Annotated in this window: 17 protein-coding genes and 2 pseudogenes; 11 read left to right on the top strand and 8 right to left on the bottom strand. The window is 68.8% G+C overall.

Annotated features, from left to right (window positions below; translation table 11 throughout):
- Positions 1-158: 158 nt before the first annotated feature.
- Complete coding sequence (locus tag ACWDR4_RS28645; RefSeq protein ID WP_450412974.1) at positions 159-1,364, bottom strand: glycosyltransferase; 1,206 nt, start codon at positions 1,362-1,364, stop codon at positions 159-161.
- A gap of 347 nt (positions 1,365-1,711) precedes the next feature.
- Here ACWDR4_RS28645 and ACWDR4_RS28640 point away from each other — a divergent pair, with 347 nt between their 5' ends.
- Positions 1,712-2,416, top strand: a complete 705-nt coding sequence (locus ACWDR4_RS28640) for a hypothetical protein (protein WP_450412973.1) — start codon at positions 1,712-1,714, stop codon at positions 2,414-2,416.
- A gap of 452 nt (positions 2,417-2,868) precedes the next feature.
- Here ACWDR4_RS28640 and ACWDR4_RS28635 read toward each other — a convergent pair whose 3' ends face one another.
- From ACWDR4_RS28635 to ACWDR4_RS28620, 4 genes are all read right to left on the bottom strand, one after another.
- The gene (locus ACWDR4_RS28635) at positions 2,869-3,582 is read right to left on the bottom strand and encodes an AAA family ATPase (RefSeq protein ID WP_450412972.1); all 714 of its coding nucleotides are present in this window, start codon (positions 3,580-3,582) and stop codon (positions 2,869-2,871) included.
- Positions 3,583-3,977: 395 nt separating this feature from the next.
- The gene (locus ACWDR4_RS28630; protein ID WP_450412971.1) at positions 3,978-4,313 is read right to left on the bottom strand and encodes a hypothetical protein; all 336 of its coding nucleotides are present in this window, start codon (positions 4,311-4,313) and stop codon (positions 3,978-3,980) included.
- A gap of 338 nt (positions 4,314-4,651) precedes the next feature.
- Positions 4,652-5,770, bottom strand: coding sequence for a fatty acid desaturase family protein (locus ACWDR4_RS28625; protein ID WP_450412970.1), 1,119 nt, complete (start codon positions 5,768-5,770; stop codon positions 4,652-4,654).
- Between the two features lie 7 nt (positions 5,771-5,777).
- Entirely contained in the window at positions 5,778-6,833 is a 1,056-nt protein-coding gene (locus ACWDR4_RS28620) for a ferredoxin reductase (RefSeq protein WP_450412969.1), read from the bottom strand.
- A gap of 87 nt (positions 6,834-6,920) precedes the next feature.
- Between ACWDR4_RS28620 and ACWDR4_RS28615 the strand changes: the two genes are divergently transcribed.
- From ACWDR4_RS28615 to ACWDR4_RS28605, 3 genes and pseudogenes are all read left to right on the top strand, one after another.
- Complete coding sequence (locus ACWDR4_RS28615; protein ID WP_450412968.1) at positions 6,921-8,060, top strand: PucR family transcriptional regulator; 1,140 nt, start codon at positions 6,921-6,923, stop codon at positions 8,058-8,060.
- Between the two features lie 390 nt (positions 8,061-8,450).
- Positions 8,451-8,789 carry a thioredoxin family protein gene (locus ACWDR4_RS28610; protein WP_450412967.1) on the top strand — a complete coding sequence of 113 codons (339 nt, stop codon included), beginning with the start codon at positions 8,451-8,453 and terminating at the stop codon, positions 8,787-8,789.
- 507 nt (positions 8,790-9,296) lie between these two features.
- Positions 9,297-9,695 (top strand): annotated as a pseudogene (locus ACWDR4_RS28605) (transposase family protein); the annotation flags it as partial.
- A 216-nt stretch (positions 9,696-9,911) separates the two neighbouring features.
- Here the strand turns inward: ACWDR4_RS28605 and ACWDR4_RS28600 are convergent.
- Positions 9,912-12,221 (bottom strand): tetratricopeptide repeat protein, encoded by a 2,310-nt coding sequence (locus tag ACWDR4_RS28600; protein ID WP_450412966.1) that lies wholly within the window; start codon positions 12,219-12,221, stop codon positions 9,912-9,914.
- A gap of 74 nt (positions 12,222-12,295) precedes the next feature.
- Complete coding sequence (locus tag ACWDR4_RS28595; protein ID WP_450412965.1) at positions 12,296-12,763, bottom strand: hypothetical protein; 468 nt, start codon at positions 12,761-12,763, stop codon at positions 12,296-12,298.
- 287 nt (positions 12,764-13,050) lie between these two features.
- Between ACWDR4_RS28595 and ACWDR4_RS28590 the strand changes: the two genes are divergently transcribed.
- The 3 genes and pseudogenes from ACWDR4_RS28590 to ACWDR4_RS28580 all read left to right on the top strand — a co-directional run bounded on the left by ACWDR4_RS28590 (position 13,051) and on the right by ACWDR4_RS28580 (position 14,960).
- Positions 13,051-13,251, top strand: a complete 201-nt coding sequence (locus ACWDR4_RS28590) for a hypothetical protein (RefSeq protein WP_450412964.1) — start codon at positions 13,051-13,053, stop codon at positions 13,249-13,251.
- A 400-nt stretch (positions 13,252-13,651) separates the two neighbouring features.
- Positions 13,652-13,816: a hypothetical protein gene (locus ACWDR4_RS28585; protein ID WP_450412963.1), complete on the top strand. Its 165-nt coding sequence runs from the start codon at positions 13,652-13,654 to the stop codon at positions 13,814-13,816.
- 288 nt (positions 13,817-14,104) lie between these two features.
- Positions 14,105-14,960, top strand: a pseudogene (locus ACWDR4_RS28580) (IS5 family transposase).
- Positions 14,961-15,096: 136 nt separating this feature from the next.
- On the opposite strand, the gene ACWDR4_RS28575 reads toward ACWDR4_RS28580, so the two are convergent.
- The gene (locus tag ACWDR4_RS28575; protein WP_450412962.1) at positions 15,097-15,834 is read right to left on the bottom strand and encodes a dienelactone hydrolase family protein; all 738 of its coding nucleotides are present in this window, start codon (positions 15,832-15,834) and stop codon (positions 15,097-15,099) included.
- A gap of 407 nt (positions 15,835-16,241) precedes the next feature.
- Between ACWDR4_RS28575 and ACWDR4_RS28570 the strand changes: the two genes are divergently transcribed.
- Genes ACWDR4_RS28570 through ACWDR4_RS28555 form a run of 4 tightly spaced genes read left to right on the top strand, consistent with a single transcriptional unit; the run spans position 16,242 to position 19,151 of the window.
- Complete coding sequence (locus ACWDR4_RS28570) at positions 16,242-17,363, top strand: tyrosine-type recombinase/integrase (protein WP_450412961.1); 1,122 nt, start codon at positions 16,242-16,244, stop codon at positions 17,361-17,363.
- Positions 17,363-17,689, top strand: coding sequence for a helix-turn-helix domain-containing protein (locus tag ACWDR4_RS28565; RefSeq protein WP_450412960.1), 327 nt, complete (start codon positions 17,363-17,365; stop codon positions 17,687-17,689). Before ACWDR4_RS28570 ends, ACWDR4_RS28565 begins: the two co-directional genes overlap by 1 nt.
- Positions 17,686-18,174, top strand: coding sequence for a hypothetical protein (locus tag ACWDR4_RS28560; RefSeq protein ID WP_450412959.1), 489 nt, complete (start codon positions 17,686-17,688; stop codon positions 18,172-18,174). Before ACWDR4_RS28565 ends, ACWDR4_RS28560 begins: the two co-directional genes overlap by 4 nt.
- On the top strand, positions 18,078-19,151 hold the full coding sequence (locus ACWDR4_RS28555; protein WP_450412958.1) for a hypothetical protein: 1,074 nt from the start codon (positions 18,078-18,080) through the stop codon (positions 19,149-19,151). Before ACWDR4_RS28560 ends, ACWDR4_RS28555 begins: the two co-directional genes overlap by 97 nt.
- The last annotated feature ends 29 nt before the right edge of the window (positions 19,152-19,180 follow it).

Below are 19,180 nucleotides of genomic sequence, written 5' to 3'. Positions count from 1 at the left end.
GCACGAACGCTAGCAACCGAGAGTGCGGTGCCGGCCCCAGCACGATCAACCACGGGGCCACGGTCCTCACTTGCCGAAGCCCAGGACGGGTTCACCCCGCCCGGGCCCCTGCGCTCGGACCGGTCCGAGCGCTCCCGAGCGCTGCGGGCCGACGTCGTTCACCGAGACTCGTCGACCAACCGGCGTGCGGCCACCTCCGCTCCGTCGGTGCGGAGCCGACTGCCCAGGGACTTCGCACGCGCCCGGGTCTCGGGTGACAGAGCGGTCTTGAGCGCGATGCCCAGAGATTCGACGGTCGTGGTCGGAGCGTCGAGGGCCGCACCGAGGTCCAGTGCCGCCACCCGGCCTGCCCAGTACGGGTTGTCCGACAGCTGGAGAGGTATCACCACCTGGGGCGTGCCCGCACGGGCCGCCGTCAGCGTCGTACCCGCGCCGCCGTGGTGGACCACAGCGGCCACCTTGCCGAACAGGGTCTGATGGCTGGTCTCGCCGATGGCGAAGCAGTCGTCCCCGTCGTCGACGAGATCCAGATCCGCCCACCCGCGGGACACGAGCACGCGGTGCCCCTGTGCGCGGATCGCCTCGACGGCCATGCCTCCGACGCCTTCGGCCGGGGACATGCTGCCGAAGCCGACGTAGACCGGTGGGGCGCCCCCGTCCAGGAACCTCGCCAGGTCCGCGGGGAGGGGCCGTTCGTCCGCGAGGGTCCACGCGCCTGTCTGTGCGACGTCGAGCCCGGGGGTCTCCCGCCACGGTCCCAGGACCGGGTCCGCCGCCAACCACGGACGGTCGGTGAGGATGTGATCGCGCACGTTGTCCACCAGCGGCAGACCGAGTGCTGCCCGGTGGCTGTTGAGTGCCTCGCCGAACTGCGCGTTGACGTTCTGGGCGTCCGACTCCCACAGCGTCCGGTTGTCGGCGACCTCGGGCTCCGGCCAGCCCGGCCGCGGTGGTGGCGCGTGGTGCGGCGACGGCAGATGGACCGCCGCATAGCTCACGTACACGTAGGAGATACCCGCGGCCTCGGCCACGGATCGCGCGGCGACCTGCCCCAGACCTGCCGCCACCACCACGTCACATCCGTCGAACGCCGCAGGGAAGGCGTCGAACTGTGTCTCGACCAACTCGTTCCTGTAGCGGTCCAGGTCCTTTGCCAAGGGCAGGGTCTTCCCGCGCATCAACTCCCTTACCGGCGGCCCGACCGGCACCAGCCGCACTCCGATACCTGCGAGCCGCTCGGCGAACTCCTCGTCCGGCGGGGCGCACATCCGCACCTCCGCGCCGAGCGCCCGCAGCCGCACCGCGAGTGCCACCAACGGTTCGACATCGCCACGTGTCCCGTATGTAGACAACAGCACCCGCATTCAGCGTCCTCTTTCGTCGGGTCGTCCATGCGCTTCTGTCGTTTCCGCCCAGGCTCGGAGTGGTGGCCGACGGCGGCGACACGTTGGTCGTCGGGAATGACCGGCGGCAGTGCAGGTCGCGTGTCGGCCAGGGCGGGGGAGGGGCGCCGCGCATCATCGCGCTTGGTCGCGTCGGTCAACTCGGCTGTTCCGCAGCAGACTTCGGCCCTAGGAAGTTACTGGAGCAGCCATCTCGGTGGCTACGGTGCGCGTGAGGCCGGAGGTTCGGCGTCGGCCGGCTCTGGGCAGTCTGTGCTTGGCGAGGTGTGCAAGATCCCCCATCGTCCACACAACCGGAGCGCCACGCGATGCAGAGTCCGTCCACACCCGTACCTGATGTCTCGGTCATCCTGCCCTGCGCCGGATACGGAACACGTTTCGGGGCGCCCTACCCGAAGGAGCTGCACTGTCTGGCTCCTGGAGTCACCGTGCTGGACCGCAGCCTGGAAGCCGTCGTCGAACTCGCCAAGAGCGGACTCAAGGTGCGCCTGGTCGTCGTGTTCGGATCACACAAGCTGGACACCGTGAGTTATCTCCTCCGCTACGCCGACACCTTCCAGATGGTCTTCGTCCACCAGGACGAGTCGTTCGGACCTGGTCTCGACGGGGCGATCCGATCCGCTCTGCCGATGACCCAGGGGCCGGTGGCCCTCGTCCTGCCTGACATCGTTGTCTCAGGGGCGGACACGCCAGGCAAACTCCTTGACGCCTTACGGCAGGTGGAGGTGGCGGGCTGGAGCGTGGTGGCCGCCGAGGAGCGGGATCACGACACACTCCGGCAGATGGGCGCGTTGGCCGTGGCTGAGACGGAAGGCGTTCTGACCGTGGGGGCGGCCACCGACAAGCCGACGGATCCCTCGGGCTTCAACGCGTTCTGGGGCATGGTGGCCGTCACCGAGAGCGAGGCACACAAGCTGCCCGACGTCGTGGGCACAGGAACGACCAACCCGTTGGCCGGTGCGGTCGCTCTCATGGTCGAGGGGATCGTCAACTACAACACCCCCGCGGGCTGACTTCTTGCACGCCGAGGCACTCGAGCGCGGTTGGCACTGCGCACGCGATGCCCTTGGTGTCTCCTCCGCGAAAGGGCCTCCGCCAGAGGGCCCGCTTTTCAGGTCTGCGTGGCCGACCTGCCGCCGCACCGCCCTCCACTTGCACGGGTTGTTCCCTCACTTCTGCCGGCGACGGCTGAAAAGTGGACGACGGGTCGTGAATCCGCGTGCCTGGAGGATGAAGGCTCTCTCCAGGCACGCGATGTGTGGCTGATCTCTGCGGTGGAGCGCCGCCTGTCCAAGGGGAGGCGGCAGTCACAACCCTGTGACGGTGCAGTCCTGTTCGCGGGCGGAGCACGATGGTGTGCGAAGTACGGCGACACAGCACCGTTGGCAAGTCGGCATGCCTGTTGGTGAACGTCGGGAGCCGGGTGTCTTGCATCGTCCATGTGATGAGGGCTGAGGAAGACCGTCTACGGTTCGACGATGTGCCGCAGGTAGGTGTGCGGGTCGGCCAGATAGCGGCGCCAGTGATCCACCACGCCGAGCTCCTGCCAGGCGGCCCTCCGCATGCCGTGCTCACCGACCTCGATGATGTCCGCGCCCGGCAGTGCGGTCAGCAACGGGGAGTGTGTGGCGCAGATTACCTGGCCGCCTTCCTTGGCCAACCGGTCGATGTGCCCGATCAGTTCGAGGCACGAAGAGAAGGAGAGCGCTGCCTCCGGCTCGTCGAGGACATAGAGCCCGGCGTGAAGGAACTTCCCGCGGAACGCCGCGAGAAAGCCCTCACCATGACTGACATGGTCCGGCGAGAACCCCTCCCTGCCCAGGGCGTCCAGCGCGGTCTCGGCACGCAGGAAGAAGCCTTTGCGGGCCGACCAGCTGGTGACCATACGGCGCCCGCGCCCCGAGGCGGCGTCGAATTTCATGTGCTCGCCGAGGATCGACTTGCCGCGCGGGGAAGCGTAGCGCCAGTCGTGGGAGCCGCCGTAGGAGTCCAGGCCGAACCCCTCGGCCAACGCCTCGACCAGGGTCGACTTCCCCGAGCCGTTCTCACCGACGAGAAAGGTCACCGGTGCGGTGAACCGCAGCCCTTCGTCGAGCAGCTGTCGGACGCAGGGCACCGACCAGGGCCAGGTTTCCTCGTCGTACGAGGAGAGATGGGCATACGCGCGTTCGACAATCACGCAACCAGTGTCGCCCGGACTCGGAAAGTTGTTGCCCGGGCTCCAGTCGGTCGCGCGGCCGTTCCCATGCGTTGCGAGGATGTGCCCTCAACGCCTCCAGGCTGAACTCCGCACGCCCGAGTCGGCGGAATGCGCCAACTGTGGCGAGAGGCCCTCAGCGGGCTGGGCTGTCCGGCCACGTGTGGCGCAGGACCACGGTCCGGCGCACTCCGGCTACGGGGACCTCTCATTCACCCGACCTCCCAGGCCGCCCCGAGCCGCACCGCACCCCGCCGAACCGGTGAAACGGCCGACAAGCCCAAGCTCATACGCATCCAGACGCAGCCACAGACGATTTGCCTGGCTCCCGCGCAGACTTGCGCGACGCGTTGAGAAAGCGGGTGACGTCCCGCCCGTCAGTAGTCGGTGAGATCCACGATCACATCGCAGTGCGGATCGCCGGAGGGCTGATGCAGATGCTCGTTCGCCAGGAATGCCGGGGAAATCAGAGCGCCGAGCAGGCCGGGCCCCGCATGGCTGATCAGCACGTCCACCCCGTACGTGCGGTCCCGCTCAGGTGAACGGAAATAGAGACGCATCCGGTCGTCACCCGTGATGACCGCTCCGATGAACAGCGGCTTCCACGACACATGCGTGGTGACGAAGGAGCGAACGAGATCGAGCAGATGACCGGTGGCCGCCTGCTCGATGCCTGGTTCAGGAGAGTTCACATCCTGGCCCATGCCGGACACTTGTTCCCCTGCTGGTTGTGGCGGTACGCCGTGATGACACCGGTCTTCCCGGCAAAGAAGAAAAAACGGTCCAGGACTTGCTCGGTGGGCGCCCACGGGGGAGCGCTCGCGAGCCACGACCGGCGAATTTGGTCGATGTAGGGGCGGTCTGCTTGGCGTAAGCCGACTACGAGCTGGCTGGCCCGTTCTCGCCACCCCGTGAAGCCACCCGTCGTGCGCACCACGCTCTGTGCGTCGTCGATCAGGGCCATAGTCGAGGCGGCCTACCGTCCGCAACGGATCTGCCCGAACCCGCGGTGGCGCCGGTAAGGCCGAAAGATCTGAACCCATACCGGGGATCAGGCCGCGACGAGTTCCTGGTCGCGGTCCGGTGTCTTGGCCTTGGGCTTCTTGTTCGGCAGTGAGAGCCGGAAGACCTTGTGCCACGCGGAGAACACCTGCTTGGGCAGCGGCCCGGTGACGTACTCCAGCTCGTACTTTTCGAACAGTGCGCGTACCTTCACCGCGACCTCGGCGTACCGGTTGCTCGGCAGGTCCGGGAACAGGTGGTGCTCGATCTGGTGCGACAGGTTGCCGGTCATGAAGTGCATGGCCCTGCTGCCGCTGATGTTCGCCGAGCCCATCATCTGGCGCAGGTACCACTGGCCGCGCGTCTCGCCCTTGATCGACCGGCGCTCGAAGACCTGCACGCCCTCGGGGAAGTGCCCGCACATGATGACCGAGTGGGTCCAGATGTTGCGTACCAGGTTCGCGGTGAACGTGGCGGCGAGCGTGGTGAGGAACGACGGGCCCGACAGCAGCGGGTGGATCACGTAGTCCTTGAGCACCTGCTTGCGGATCTTGCGGCCCACGGCCTTGGCCCGCGCGCGGAACTCCGGGTTGTTGCGGCGGCGCTTTTGCAGGTTCTTGGCGAGCTCCAGGTCGTACGCTGCGATGCCGTACTCGAAGAAGCAGGCGTTGATGAAGTTCCACAGCGGCTGGCCGAGGTGGAACGGGTGCCACCTCTGGTCCTCGTCGACGCGCATGATGCCGTAGCCGAGGTCGTTGTCCTTGCCGATCACGTTGGTGTACGTGTGGTGCAGCTCGTTGTGCGAGTGCTTCCACTGCTCGGACGGCGAGGCGTGGTCCCACTCCCAGGTGGTGGAGTGGATCTTCGGGTCTCGCATCCAGTCCCACTGGCCGTGCAGGATGTTGTGGCCGATCTCCATGTTGTCCATGATCTTCGCCACGGACAGACCGGCGGTGCCGAGCAGCCATGCGGGCGGGAAGATCGAGAACAGCAGTACGCCCCTGCTGACCAGCTCGAGCTTGCGCTGCGCCGAGATGACCTTGCGGATGTAGGCGGCGTCTTTCTCGCCGCGGCCGGCGATCACCTCGTCGCGGATCGCGTCCAGCTCGCGGCCGAGTTCCTCGATCTGCTCCGCGGTCAGGTGGGCGGTGGGGTCGGTGGCGGTCAAGGTGCTCCTACCGTTCGATGTCGCAGGGGCCCGCCGCGGCGGACACGCAGGTCTGGATGAGGACGCCCGGTTCGGCCTCGGTGATCTCGCCGGTGCGCAGGTCGCGGACGGCGCCCGCCCTGAGCGGGGTGACGCAGCCGAAGCAGATGCCCATGCGGCACCCGGAGGGCATGAGCACGCCGGCCTCCTCGCCGATGTCCAGCAACGGCGTGGCGCCGTCGGCGTCGACGGTCTTGCCGGTGGTACTGAACGTGACCTCGCCGCCGTCGCCGGTGACGACGATGCTGGGGCGGAAGCGTTCGGTGTGCAGTCGCTCTTGTACGGCGTGCTCGGTCCAGTGCTCTTCGGCGGCGTCGAGCAGGCCCGGGGGCCCGCAGGCCCAAGTCTCGCGCTCGGCCCAGTCGGGTACGAGTTCGTCGAGACGGGCGATGTCGAGCTTGCCGTCCGTGTCGGTGTGCACCTCGGTGAGCCGCAGCTTCTTGTCCGCGACCAGGTCGTGCAGTTCGTTGCGGAAGATCACGTCCTGCGGCTGTGGCGCGCAGTGGACCATGACGACGTCGTCGAACTCGGTGTCGCGCAGCATGCCCATCACGGGCGTGATGCCGCTGCCGGCCGTCAGGTAGAGCACCTTGGCGGGCTTGGCCTGCGGCAGCACGAAGTCACCGGTCGCCTGGTCGAGCTGGATCAGCGTGCCCGGCTTCGCCCTTCGGACCAGGTGGTTGCTGACCTTGCCGTCCTCGATCGCCTTCACGGTGATCGTGACGCGGCCGTCCTGGCGGTCTGTCGGCGAGGTGAGGGAGTAGGCACGCCACAGGCGCACCCCGTCGACGTCGACCCCGATCCGCACGTACTGACCGGCCGTGTGGCCGCGCCAGCCCCGTCCCGGCCTGATCACGATGGTCGCGGCGTCACCCGTCTCGGGGCGCACGGCCTCGATGCGCCCACGCAGGTCAGCGCCCGCACGCAGCGGGCTGACCAGGTCGAGGTAGTCCGACGGCAGCAGCGGCGTCGTGACCATCTCCAGCAGTTTCCACGCCCTGCTGCGGAGGGCTGTACTCGTCATGACTCCAGCTTGCTGCGCCTCAAGGCGTAAAGTCCTGACCGTAGGACGTAAATCTGGTCGGATGAATTGTTCGCAGGGAACAAAAACATGAGCCATGCAATCCGGAGGGTCAGCGAACTGGCCCTGGATGAGACGACGGTCACCGCACTTCGGGCCGCGCTGAGGACCACCGCCGACGAGGTCGTCCAGGCGATCATCGACGAGGTCCCTCCCTACGCCAACGCCCTTTCGGGCCCCATGGGCGGCACCATCCGCCGAGCCGTCCGCACCGCCCTGGGGCACTACCTGGACCTCGCGAGCGGGAACGCCACAGGCGGCGACGCCGGTGACGCAGCCTACGAGCTGGGCCGCGGCGAGGTGCGCGACGGCCGTTCGATGGACGCCCTGCTCAGCGCCTACCGCGTCGGCGCCCGCGTGGCCTGGCGATGCCTGGCAGCGGGTGCCGTACCCGCAGGTCTGCCCGCCGCCGAGGTCGCCAAGTTCGCCGAGCTGACCTTCGCCTACATCGACGAGCTCTCCGCCGCGAGCGCCGCGGGCCACGCCGACGAACTGGCCGCCCGGGGCAGGGCCCACGAGCGCCACCTGGAACACCTGGCCCGCGACCTCCTCGCCGACGCGAGCCCGGACGCGCTGCTGGCCTCTGCTCAACGGGCCGGCTGGCAGCCTCCGGGGTCGCTGACCGCGGTCCTGCTGCCCGCCGCCCAGGCCCGGCCTGCCTACCGCGCGCTCGACCCGGGCACCCTCGTCCTCGACGATCTGCCGGACGCCACCGGTGTGCTGCTCGTCCCCGATGCCGACCGATCACATCTCCTGCGGCAGCTGACCGACCGCACCGCCGTGGTCGGCCCGGCCCGGCCATGGGTTCGTGCGTCCGCCTCTTACGCACGAGCCCTACGCGCCCGCTCCCTCTCCTCCGATATCCGCGACACCGAGAACCACCTGCCCGAGCTGGTGCTGAGCGCCGACATGGACGCGTTCGCAGACCTGAGGGCCCGAGCCCTCGCACCGTTGCGAACCTTGCCTGTCGCGACCGCACGGCGGCTGGAGGAGACGTTGCGGGCGTGGCTGCTGCACCAGGGCAGACGGGACGAGGTGGCGGCGGCGTTGTTCGTCCATCCCCAGACGGTCCGGTACCGGATGTCGCAGCTGCGGCAGCTGTTTCCGGATCTCGCATCGCCACACCGGGTCCTAGAACTGACACTGGCGGTCGGTCTTCGGGTCAGCTGACGCGTACTTCGACCGTCCACGACCGCGTCCGCGAGCGGTCCAGGAATCGGATCCGGTGGACGATGCGCACCGGGCCGCCCGTCGACGCGCTCATCGGGCACCTGGTCGGCGATTGGGCCGCTATGCGCTGAAAACAGCTTTCCTCTCGTCGTGCAGGGTACTGTCCCGGCACGAGCTGACCCACGGGCGCGCGGCGGGCTGCAGCTGGGTGACCGGCGGGGGTCACCAGGGGCCGGGGGCCGGGCCGCTCGCGCCGGGGACCACCGTGGTTCCGCGACGACCCCGTGCCTCCCTTCCGACAGGCCAACCGGACGACCGACCGGGCCGGCCAGGCACACCGCGCGAGAGATGATGGGGATGGAATGACGGAACGTGAGGTCAGGAGTTTCCATGGCGCAGCGGGTTCACCGACCCCGTGAGGACGCGGAGTTCGATTTCATCCTCGGGATGAGCGCAGTTCCGGTCCTCGCGTACTTCACCGGGACATGGCCCAAGGCAATCGAGCCCTGCCGGGTGATGGACCTCGTCGTGGGTGGCATCGCCGACGACTACACGGGCCGCCTGACGGCCGTCCGCGCCGACATCACGCGTTGTCCGGCCGCGACCGAGCGATACGGGATCACCGGAGCCCCGTCCTACGTCCTGCTGAAGGAGGGAGAGGCGGTGGCGCACGGCACGGGGCCTATGACCATCACCGAGGTACGGAAGTTCCTCGACGGCCACCTTTGAGCGGCGGCTGCGGCACGTGGCCGCGACGCCCGTCCCGCTTCGTCTATGGGAGCTGCGCCGGCTGAGACAGCTGGGGGCCGAGACACCCCCACAGGTCACATAACGCCGTTCAGGACCACACCGTGCGGCAACTCCGTCCCGGGCAGCGCGATGTCCATCCACGTGGCCGTCACATCCCGCCCGGAACGCGCTTGAAGACGCACGTTCTCGGCTGTACGCCACATGACCGTCCTGTGGCCGTCGAGCTTCATTGAAGCTGCGCCATCTTGAAGTAGCTGATCAGGGTGGTGGCGTGAGGGTCGTTCGGGGTGCTCGTGCTGGACCCGGCAGATCGGCGAGGCGCTGGGCGTGGACACCGGGGTGCGGGGCAAGCTGGAGCCGCTGCGCGGGAAGCTGGCCGACCGCGGCTGGCTGCACAAACGGCCCGACGGGAAGTTCACCGTCCGCCCGTGACCGGCCCGCACGGCAGGGCGTAACCAAGGTGCCCCCGGCGGTTGTTGGAATTGTGTGACGAAAACCAATAAGTATGCCGGGGACACCGTGTCCCTGGTCCACCAGTGCCGCCTGCCGCTGTCCACGCGCACTGTGAACTACCTCGCCGATCTGCTGCGAGGCCGCCTGAAGTCGATACGGTCCAGGTGGCGGGCACTGCCGGCGGGGAGGAGCACGACCATCGTTCTGGCCGTGCTGCGGCACGATCAGCGCCTGGCCGACGTGGCCGGCGGCAACGACGTCTCCGCCACCATCCGGATCGACGGCACCCTGATCCCTACCCAGCGCCGCACCGGGACGGCGAACCGGCCGAACTACTCCGGCAAACACCACCGCCACGGCCTGCACGTCCTCGCCCTGACCGACGAACGGGGCCGGATGAGCTGGATCTCCGCGGCTCGACCCGGCCGCACTCACGCGGCAGGTGAACCACAGCACGTGAACCATGTCCGCCGGCGCCCGGCGCCGTTTCTTCGACGGCGACCTCACCTACCACCACACCGGCGAGCACCAGCGCACCTACCCCGACCAGCACCACTACCAACTCGGAGTCTGATCAACAGGCTTCCCCCTGGATGGGGCCGCGCCCACCTGACAATGCCTACTCGACCATCCTGAGTGAACGTCGGGTCAGTAGGGGATGGGCGTTCCGTCGTCCTCCGGCTGTTCGCGCCAGCGGGCCAGGTTGGCCTGGGCGATGCGGGTGTAGGGGTGGTGGGGGCCCAGGACCCGCAACATGTCGTGCAGGAGTTCCTCGGTGAGGGAGACCGCGCCCGCGCGGTCTCCGGCCTCGCTCCGCCAGCAGGCGAGGTTGCTGCGTGTGGCGAGGGTGCGCGGGTGGTCGGGGCCGAGGACGCGGGAGCGGTCCTTCAGCAGCGTGGTCAGGGAGTTGGCGGCGCCCAAGGCGTCCCCGGCCTCTCCTTGCCAGCGAGCGAGTTCGTGGCGGGTGGTGAGGGTGTCCGGGTGGTCGGGGCCCAGGATCTTTTCCTGATCCTCAAGGAGTTCTGCGGTCGCCGACGCGGCGGCCTTGTGGTCGCCTGCACGGCCGCGTACGTGAGCGAGGTGGCTGCGCGCGGTGAGCGTGTAGGGATGGTCTGGGCCCAGGATCCGCAGCATGTCCTCCAGCAGTTCACCGGTCGCCACGGCAGCGTCGGCCGGGTCGCCCGTCCGGCCGCGCCAGTACTGGAGGTTGCTGCGTGTGGAGAGGGTCAGCTCATGGTTCGGGCCCAGGATCCGCGTCCGGTCCCGGAGCAGGTCGGCCGTCGCCGCGGCGGCCCCTTCGGGATCACCTGCCTCGCCCCGCCACCGGGCGAGGTTGCTGAGTGTGGTGAGTGTGGTGAGGGTGTGGGAGTGATCAGGGCCGAGGACCCGCAGGACGTCCCCGAGCAGGTCGGCGGTCTCGTCCGCGGCGCCGGAGGCGTCGCCCGCCTCGCCCCGCCAGCGGGCATGACCGCCCCGCGCAAGCAGCGTGTCGAGGTGGTCTGGGCCGCAGTACCGCCGCAGCGTGCGGGCGAAGTCCTCGAAGTAGTCGCGGGCCGCGCTGACTTGGCCCGTCTTGCCGAGACTCCGGCCGATGCGGTGCAGCACGGGATGCGGGTGCGGCCGGTGCAGGGCGTCCTGCCCGTGCCGTATCAGCGCGGTGGTGTTGGCCCGCAGGGCCTGGGCGAAACCGGTGTCGCGCTCGATGTCCGGCCATATGGCGGTCAGAGCGTTGGCGGCGGCCCGGACCAGCCGCTCGTACTCGGCCGGGGCCAGCGCGTCACGGACCGTGCGCTGTATGAGCTGGTGGACGCGCACGCCTTGAGGGGAAGCGCCCGGCGTGTGGTCGATCAGGTTCAGACGATGGAGGGCGCGCAGGGCGCCGACCGCCTGCTCGTCCGTGTACTCCCCTTGCTGCCCCCGCCGGTGCCGCCCCCGTACCGAGGTTGACAGGTGGTCGAGGGCTGGGCCGTCGGTCAGGACCTCGGTGGGGATGCCGTTTGCGTCAAGCATGGCGGCCAGTTGGAGCATGGGCCGGGCCAGCCCCGCGGGGCGGAGACCGTTGGCGTGGTCGATCGACAGGGCCCAGGCGGCGGCCATGGGGGCGTCCTGGTCGTCGGGCAGGGTCCGCTGCTCGGGCAGGAGTTCAGCGAGGTTGCGGGCTCCGTCGGCGAGGAGTTCGCGATAGGCCGTCGCGTCCAGTCCGGCGTCCAGCATGAATGCCACGCCTTGGGAGAGGGCCAGGGGGAGGTATCCGAGATCCTTCGCAAGGTCCGCGAGCGTGTCCTTGGACTCGGTGCTGCCGTGGTCGGACAGGCTGCTGGACAGATAGGCGACGGCCTCCTCGGGTTCGAACAGGCCGACGGGCACCAGACGTCGGCCGCCGCCGCCGCCGCTCAGCGCCGCGTCCCGGCGCCGGGTGGTGATCACCGTACGGCCGTACGGACTGTCCGGGGGCCACAGGTGCCGCAGATCGCCCGGGTCGGAGACGTCGTCCAGCACGATGAGCCAACGGCATGGCTGCGCCCGCGCCTTGTGCTCCAGCCAGGCCAGGAAGATGACGGCGGCCTGCTCCGGGCTGCCGGAATCCGTGCCGAGCAGCTCCGAGGCGGCCTGTGCGTACACGGTGACGACACCGGCCCGGGTGTTGGCGTTGATCCACAGCAGCAGGTCCAGATGACCCGACTGCCACGCGTCGCGCACGTACAAGGCGGCGAGTTGGGTTTTGCCGACCCCGGCCGTCCCGGTCAGCACATGTGTGCCCGCGGCATGACCGGTGGCCGACTCCTGGTTCAACGCCTCAATGGCGGTCCGGCGTTGATAGCAGTTCGCCTTCCGAGGAATGGCCCCGATCTGGTACGGACGCTCCGTCCGCTGCTGGGGAAAGGCCGGCACACCGCCGTAAGGCATGGCGTGATACGTGCCGATCGCGATGCCCCCGGCACCGGCCTGCGCGCGCACGCCCCCCGCTTGGTCCCCGAGGTCCGCGAAGGGCCCGGACCGCGCGGGGTCAGGACCGGTGGGCGCCGGTCCCGTCAGCCACGGGAGGGATCCGGCGTCGTAGGGAGGCCGATGTGCGCGCCCCCGAACAGCGTGTTCGCCGCGATCGACTGGTTGTCGGCCCGTATGGTGACGTCCTGATTCACGACGACTCCCGCGCCGTGCGTCTGTGCGTGGGGGACCGTGTACGGGGCGAGCAGATGCTGCAACTCCGCTGCCGCCCGCTCCTGTTCATCGCTCTGCAGACCTTCGAACGCCTCGGCGATACGATCCCGCCACAAGGACTCCTGGGCGGCTTTCACCTGCGCCGACCCGTTCGCCGTACGCAGTTCGCCCGCAGTCCCGTTCAGCCGCTCCAGCTCGGCCTCCTCCGCCCTGGCGTGTCCTCGCCCGAGCCACTGAGCCACCCGCCCGCTCAACTGGCCCCACGCCTCCGTCCCGGCGGCCTGCACCACTGCGGTACCGCCGGACGCGGCTAAAGCCACCAAGACCTCGGGAAGCATGCGCCTGTCCTTCCTCGCCCGTTTCATACCATCAGTTGAATGGAGACCGTACCGGTCCAGGCAGGCCGGAATCGGGGGTTTCGGAGAAGATGTGCCGTCCGCTGAGGAGGACGGAGGAAGCCCGCACTTCAGCGTCAGGCTCGGGTACGGACATTGCCCTCGCCACCACCTCCTTTGGGTGCTGTTCTCCCTTGAGGACTGGCTGAGTTGGGAGCCTGAACTCGTGGCCGCGGTTCTGGCGGTGTCTCCTACGGTGTCGTCACGACCTCTGGGGCGGCAATGGCTCGTTGTTCGAGGAACTGCGGCAGCAGATCACGGAGTTGTGCGAGCCGTTGGAGCGCGAGGAGTTGATGCTCTCCCGGCTGGAGATCACCCGGGAGACGGCCACCGAGATCCTCGGCGAGGCTGGAACGCAGAAGCCGGTTCAGCCGACCGAGCCACCAGCCGGGACGTCCAGGTCGGCCAGGGCTCGCCGATCGGGGTACTGACGGTGCCGTCGTGGAGGCCAGGCCTGACCGCGTCGGTGCTGCCGAGCTCCTACCAGGACCTGATGGAGGTGCTCGCCAACACCAGCCATGCGATGCGTGCCGGGCAGGTGGCCGCTGTGGGCGGGCTGAGCACCCGACATGTCCAAGATCGAAGGGCTGCGATCGAAGCTGAACTGTATGGCCGAGCGGGGCTGACTGGCCCTTGAGTTGCCGTCAACTTGAAGTCCCAGGTCAAAGGGCTGGTGTGATCGGTCCTCGGGGTACTCGTGCTGGTCGTGGGCGGGAGTCCACGGAGGAGATCGTCTGTCAGCACGGTTGGACCGAAGCGAAACGCGATGCAGCAGCGTCGGCGGATGCGCGAGCCCTCTTCTACCGAGCCGTAACGGGTGTCGAGATTCCTTTGGGCGCGCTGATCGTCATGCTCTCCTGCCGGCGCTCCATGTGCGGTCGGGTGGCCCCGGATGTGTTCGACCGCCTGAGGCCGCTGATCACCGACCAGGAGTCGATGTTGGAGCTGGTGACCTGGACGGAACTGGGGAGGGAGTACCGCCCTCCGGAGGCATGAGTCACGTACGGTGCTCGGGCCGGGGTGCCGCCGATTCTGGTTCACCAATAGGGTCTTCAGGCTGGTGGAGTCGCTTCGCCGTCACCTTCGTATCCCCGTGGATGAGGGCGTGGCACGCAACGACAACCCGTTGCTGCCGCCCGTAGGGCGCCCACCACCGCCTGTCCCGGCTCCGTACGGCAGGAAGCGCGCACCGCCCGCCGGTGAGTGCGGGCGTCCTACTGTGTGAGGGGTACTGCCCTTTAGACCGTGTAGGACACGGTCTAAGGAAAGCGGGAGGCGAACGTCATGCGCCGGCGACGGTATCCCTCGGACACGACGGACCTCGAATGGGCCCTGGTCGAGCCGTTGTTGCCGGTGCCGGCCTGCCAGACCTCCAGCGGCGGCAGGCCGGAGGCCCACCCACGTCGGGAGATCGTCGACGCCCTGCGCTATCTGTCGACACCGGCTGCAAATGGGCCGCGCTGCCGCAGGATTACCCGCCCTTCAAGACGGTGTTCGGCTTCTTCGTCCGCTCGTCTGCCGCGGGTGTCTTCAACCTCATACGTGACCAGCTGCGACGCCGGATCCGTCGCACGATGGGCACGTCACCGAACCCGGTGGCGGCGGTGGTCGACTCCCAGTCCGTCAAGGTCGCGGCCACCGTCCCGCGCTCCACGTCCGGATACGACGCCGGAAAAAGACGCCGGGCCGGAAGAGGCACATAATCGTGGACCTCAAAGGGCTCCCGCTGTTTGTGATGGTCACTCCGGCCGACATTCACGACAGCGTCGCCGCCCGTGAAGCCCTCTTCCGGCTCCGGCTGATGCACCCTGAAATCACCATCGTCTGGGCAGACTTGGCCTACGCGGGCACCCTCGTGGCCTGGGCCAAGTCCTTCCTCCACCTCACGATCAAGACTGTGAGCAGGCCCAAGGGCGCCAAGGGCTTCGTGATCCTGCCGAGGTGTTGGGTGGTGGAGAGGTCACTGGCTTGGTTATCGCATGCGCGTCGGAACGTGCGCGACTACGAGACCCGCCCTGAGCACTCCGAGACTATGCTCACCCTCGCCTCGATCACGCTCATGACCCGCAGACTCACCCGGCCCGCCGTCCAGCCCAACGCATCCCTGCCCCGATCTGCCGAACCCGTCCACGCTGCTTGAGGCGTCACAGGTCCGACGGGAGTGGCATCGCGATGGACGCGACGATGCCGTCCATCGCGTCGTTCAGGACCGCCTCGCGCTCGGCCGGGTCAGTGCATGACGCCGACCAAGCCTGGGGCCAGCATGTTTGCCTGGGTCATGCCCCCAGATCCTCCGTCACGGGCAGGCACTCGGCGAGCAGGTCGACGACGTCGCGCCAGGCTCGCTGCGCGTGCCGTGGGTGGTAGCCGACGCCGGGGACCGTGGGGTGGTCGACCGGCGGGTGGTGGAAGGCGTGCAAGGCGCCGCCGTAGACCGCGAGGCGCCAGTCGACGCCCGCGGCCTGCATCTCAGCGGTGAACGCGTTCCGTTGCGCGGGCGGCATGATCGGGTCTTCCGACCCGACCCCGGCCCACACCGGGCAGCGAATGCGCGCTGCCTCGCCCGGTCGGCCCGTGGTCAGCGCGTTGACTGTCCCGATCGCGCGCAGGTTGACGCCGTCGCGCCCGAGTTCCAGCCCAACAGCGCCCCCGGTGCCGTAGCCGACGGCGGCGATCCGGTCGGGGTCGGTCCGCGGTTCGGTGCGCAACACGTCGAGCGCCGCATGGCCGATGCTCCGCATCCGGTCGGGATCAGCGAGCAGTGGCATGCAACGGGCCAGCATCTCCTCGGGGTCGCTCAAATAGCGCCCGCCGTGGAGGTCGAAGGCCAGCGCTATGTATCCCAGCTCGGCGAGAGCATCGGCCCGGCGGCGCTCGACGTCGCTGAGCCCCGTGCCCTCTGGTCCGAGCAGCACTGCAGGCCGGCGGTCGACACCGGCCGGGAGCGCGAGGTGCCCGATCATCGTCAGATCGTCGGCCGGGTACTCGACTGTACGCGTCGTAATCGTCGTCATGAGACTGGACTGTAGTGATCGTCGAGCCCGGTCCGGCCGCTGTTCTGCCGTTGGCAGAGCAGCACGGGTTTCCCCCTGAAATACGGCGAGGGCTCACAGGAACCGTCATAAACTCGTCCCCACGGCAGCTATCCATGCCGTTGCCCCTTTGACCCGTATCTCGGAACCGGCGCGTATCGCATCCGATGCGAACTGGTTTCACTCTGCGCCGTGTTGGCCATTCGGGCCTCGGGAAGCTGCTGATCAGCAGGTAGGCGGCTCCGGCGTGCCTGTTGGGACGGTAGCTGACGGGCCGGGCCCGTGTCGTTCCGCTTCACTCGATCGGATGGCTGACCTGCCGTTCCATCCCAGGCTTCGCATCTGATGCGAGATTCTCGCGGCGGATGCGATCTACGGAGCGTGACGAAATGATGGGCAATGACAGGACCGCGCCGGGGGCCGCGCGGCTGCACCTGGCCGACGGGGTGCCGCTGCTGCGGCCGGACGAGCAGGTCTTCGAGGCGATGCTGAACGGCTGGCGCAACCAGCAGCTGGCCCGGAACCTCGCGCTGTCGACGATCAACAGCCGTGAGCGGAAGGTGCGGGCGTTCGCCGCGCACGCCGACGCCTTCCCCTGGAACTGGTCTTCGCCGCTGGCGGACGAGTGGTTCGGCGACCTGCGGGCGGTCCGTGGCTGCGTACGCTCGACGCTGCGCGGCTACCAGGAGGCCGTGCGGCTGTTCTGTGACTACACCACCGACCCGGCCTACGAGTGGGCGGCCGAGTGCGAGCGGCGGTTCGGTACCCATCCGATCCAGGTGTGTCATGAGTGGAATACCGCTGTGCACATGCAGGAGTGCGAGGCCGAGTCCCCTAAACGGGCTTTCACCCGGGACGAGTTGCAGGCGTTCTTCGACCACGCCGACGATCAGGTGAGCCGGGTCCGCGGACACGGCCGCAAGGGCTGGCTGCCGGCCTTCCGCGACGCGATGCTGCTCAAGACCGCGTACGCCTACGGGCTGCGACGCAACGAGACGAGGATGCTGGACACCGCCGACTTCAGCCGCAACCCCGAAGGCCCGGAGTTCGGTGAGTACGGCGTCCTCTACGTCCGCCACGGCAAGGCGAAGAAGGGCTCGCCGCCCAAACGCCGCAGCGTGCTGACGGTATTTGAGTGGTCGGCCGAGATCCTCGACCAATGGACGAGCGAGGTCCGGCCCGCCATGCGCCACGCGGACGGGCCCGCTCTGTGGCCGTCCGAGCGCGGACGGCGGGTCGGTCTCCAGCGACTGGACTCCCGCTTCGCCGCCTACCGTGACGACCTCGGCCTGGACCCGGTCCTGGACTTCCACTCGCTGCGAAGGTCCTACGTCACCCACCTGATCGAAGACGGCTGGGACGCGTTCTTCGTGCAGTCCCAGGCCGGCCACGATCATGCCAGCACGACCTCGATCTACACCTGTGTCTCTTCCGACTTCCGTACCCGCACCCTGCGGCGGGCCTTGGACGCCACGGTCGAGGCCGCACTCAAACCCGCCAGGAGGGCCTGATGAAACGCCAGGTCAGCTACCAATGGCGCCTGCGCGAGCTCATGGCCGCTGCCGGGATGTTCACCACCAGCGAGCTCGCCCCACCACTCGCCGAACGCGGCATCGCGTTGTCGCTCTCCCAGGTCCACCGCCTGGTCACCGGCACCCCTGAACGGCTCTCACTGCCGGTGCTGGCCGCGCTCTGCGACATCTTCGAGTGCACCCCTGCCGACCTGATCGCCACCAAGGCCGAGAACGCCACCATCCGCAAGGTCGCCACCAGCGACGCGGTCGTCGACCTGTCGGCGATCCGCCCCAAGCGCGCCCGCATCCGGCCCGAAGGATGAGTCGCACCCGCATCCGCGCCGAGGACCTGCTCTGCACCCGCTGCGGCCGGGCACTGCGGCCGGGAGCGAACCACTGGCCCGAGGGCTACATCTGCCAATGCTGCATGACCAGGGCCCTGGAGATCTACGGGACCTGCGTTGACTGCGGTGTCGAGCGGCTCACCCCCGGCCTCGCACCGGACGGCGGCAAGCTCTGCACCGACTGCTCCGGCGGACTCGGAGACTTCTTCTGCGAGCAATGCGGCAAGGAGGCCAGGCGCTACCGGCGCGGCATCTGCGGCCGGTGCGTCCTGACCGAGCGCCTGCGCGGGCTCCTCGACGACGGCACCGGATCCGTCCGGGCCGAACTCCTCCCCCTGTTCGACGCCCTGCGGCAGATGCAACGCCCGTGGGGCGGGATGACCTGGACCGGCCACCCCCACACGTCCAGCGCAACCTGCGGGCCCTGGCCCACGGCGAAGTCCCGCTCACCCACGACGGACTGAGCCGGCTCACCCCCTGGCGCTCGGTCGCCTACCTGCGCGACCTGCTCATGCAGACCGGCGTCCTGCCCCCGGCCGACCGGCAACTGCTGCTCTTCCAGCGATGGCTCGCGGAGAAACTTCCCGCCGTCGGCGACACCGACCACCGGCGGTTGCTGGGGCTGTTCGCCGCCTGGCACATCCAGCGCCGCCTGCGCACTCTGGCTGGCCGCGGCCCGCTGACCAGCGACCAGATCCGGCAGGCCCGCGACGAGATCCGCCTCGCGACCTCCTTCCTCAACCACCTCGCCCAACGCGGACGCGGCCTTGCCGCCTGCACCCAGGCCGACGTCGACACCTGGTACGCAGGCGGCTACACCGCCCGGCGCCTCACCCACGCCTTCCTGCGATGGGCGATGCGCGCCAAGCACGCACCCGCCCTCGTCGTCCCGCACCGCTCCACGAGCAACCCCGCCCCGATCGCCCAGCACCAGCGCCTCGCGCTGCTGCGACAGACCGTGAACCGTGAGGACGTCCCGAGCCGGGACCGGGTCGCCGCCGTGCTCGTCCTCCTCTACGCACAACCCCTCACCCGCATCGTCCGGCTCACCACCAACGACATCCTTCACGAAGACGGCGAGGTCCTCGTCCGCCTCGGAGACCCGCCGTCCCCCGTTCCCGAGCCCTTCGCCGGACTGATGCTGACCTACCTCAACGAACGGCCGAACACCATGACCGCCACCAACCCCGCAGCCCGCTGGCTGTTCCCCGGCCGCCGGGCCGGGCAGCCCATGACCTCGAAAACCCTCGAACTCCGGCTCCGCCGCCTGGGCTTCCCCACCCAACGGGGACGCACGGCGGCAATCCGCCACCTGGTCCTCCAGGCCCCCGCCCCTGTGATCGCCCGCATGCTCGGCTACCACGACGACACCACCGCCCAGCTTGCCGCCGAGGCCGGAGGAACCTGGCAGCATTACGCGCCCGGCGACCACACACGGTGACCACGGACCCTCACTCATCGAGGAATACC

It is taken from the genome of Streptomyces sp. NPDC000878, assembly GCF_053599695.1.
The sequence above is the reverse complement of the archived record's forward strand: the minus strand, read 5'-3'. Positions and strand labels throughout refer to the sequence as shown.

Excerpts from the sequence above, each read along its gene's own strand:
- ACWDR4_RS28645 (WP_450412974.1), bottom strand. The coding sequence starts at position 1,364 with ATGCGGGTGCTGTTGTCTACATACGGGACACGTGGCGATGTCGAACCG.
- ACWDR4_RS28640 (WP_450412973.1), top strand. The coding sequence starts at position 1,712 with ATGCAGAGTCCGTCCACACCCGTACCTGATGTCTCGGTCATCCTGCCC.
- ACWDR4_RS28620 (WP_450412969.1), bottom strand. The coding sequence starts at position 6,833 with ATGACGAGTACAGCCCTCCGCAGCAGGGCGTGGAAACTGCTGGAGATG.
- ACWDR4_RS28615 (WP_450412968.1), top strand. The coding sequence starts at position 6,921 with ATGAGCCATGCAATCCGGAGGGTCAGCGAACTGGCCCTGGATGAGACG.
- ACWDR4_RS28610 (WP_450412967.1), top strand. The coding sequence starts at position 8,451 with ATGGCGCAGCGGGTTCACCGACCCCGTGAGGACGCGGAGTTCGATTTC.
- ACWDR4_RS28595 (WP_450412965.1), bottom strand. The coding sequence starts at position 12,763 with ATGCTTCCCGAGGTCTTGGTGGCTTTAGCCGCGTCCGGCGGTACCGCA.
- ACWDR4_RS28575 (WP_450412962.1), bottom strand. The coding sequence starts at position 15,834 with ATGACGACGATTACGACGCGTACAGTCGAGTACCCGGCCGACGATCTG.
- ACWDR4_RS28570 (WP_450412961.1), top strand. The coding sequence starts at position 16,242 with ATGATGGGCAATGACAGGACCGCGCCGGGGGCCGCGCGGCTGCACCTG.
- ACWDR4_RS28565 (WP_450412960.1), top strand. The coding sequence starts at position 17,363 with ATGAAACGCCAGGTCAGCTACCAATGGCGCCTGCGCGAGCTCATGGCC.
- ACWDR4_RS28560 (WP_450412959.1), top strand. The coding sequence starts at position 17,686 with ATGAGTCGCACCCGCATCCGCGCCGAGGACCTGCTCTGCACCCGCTGC.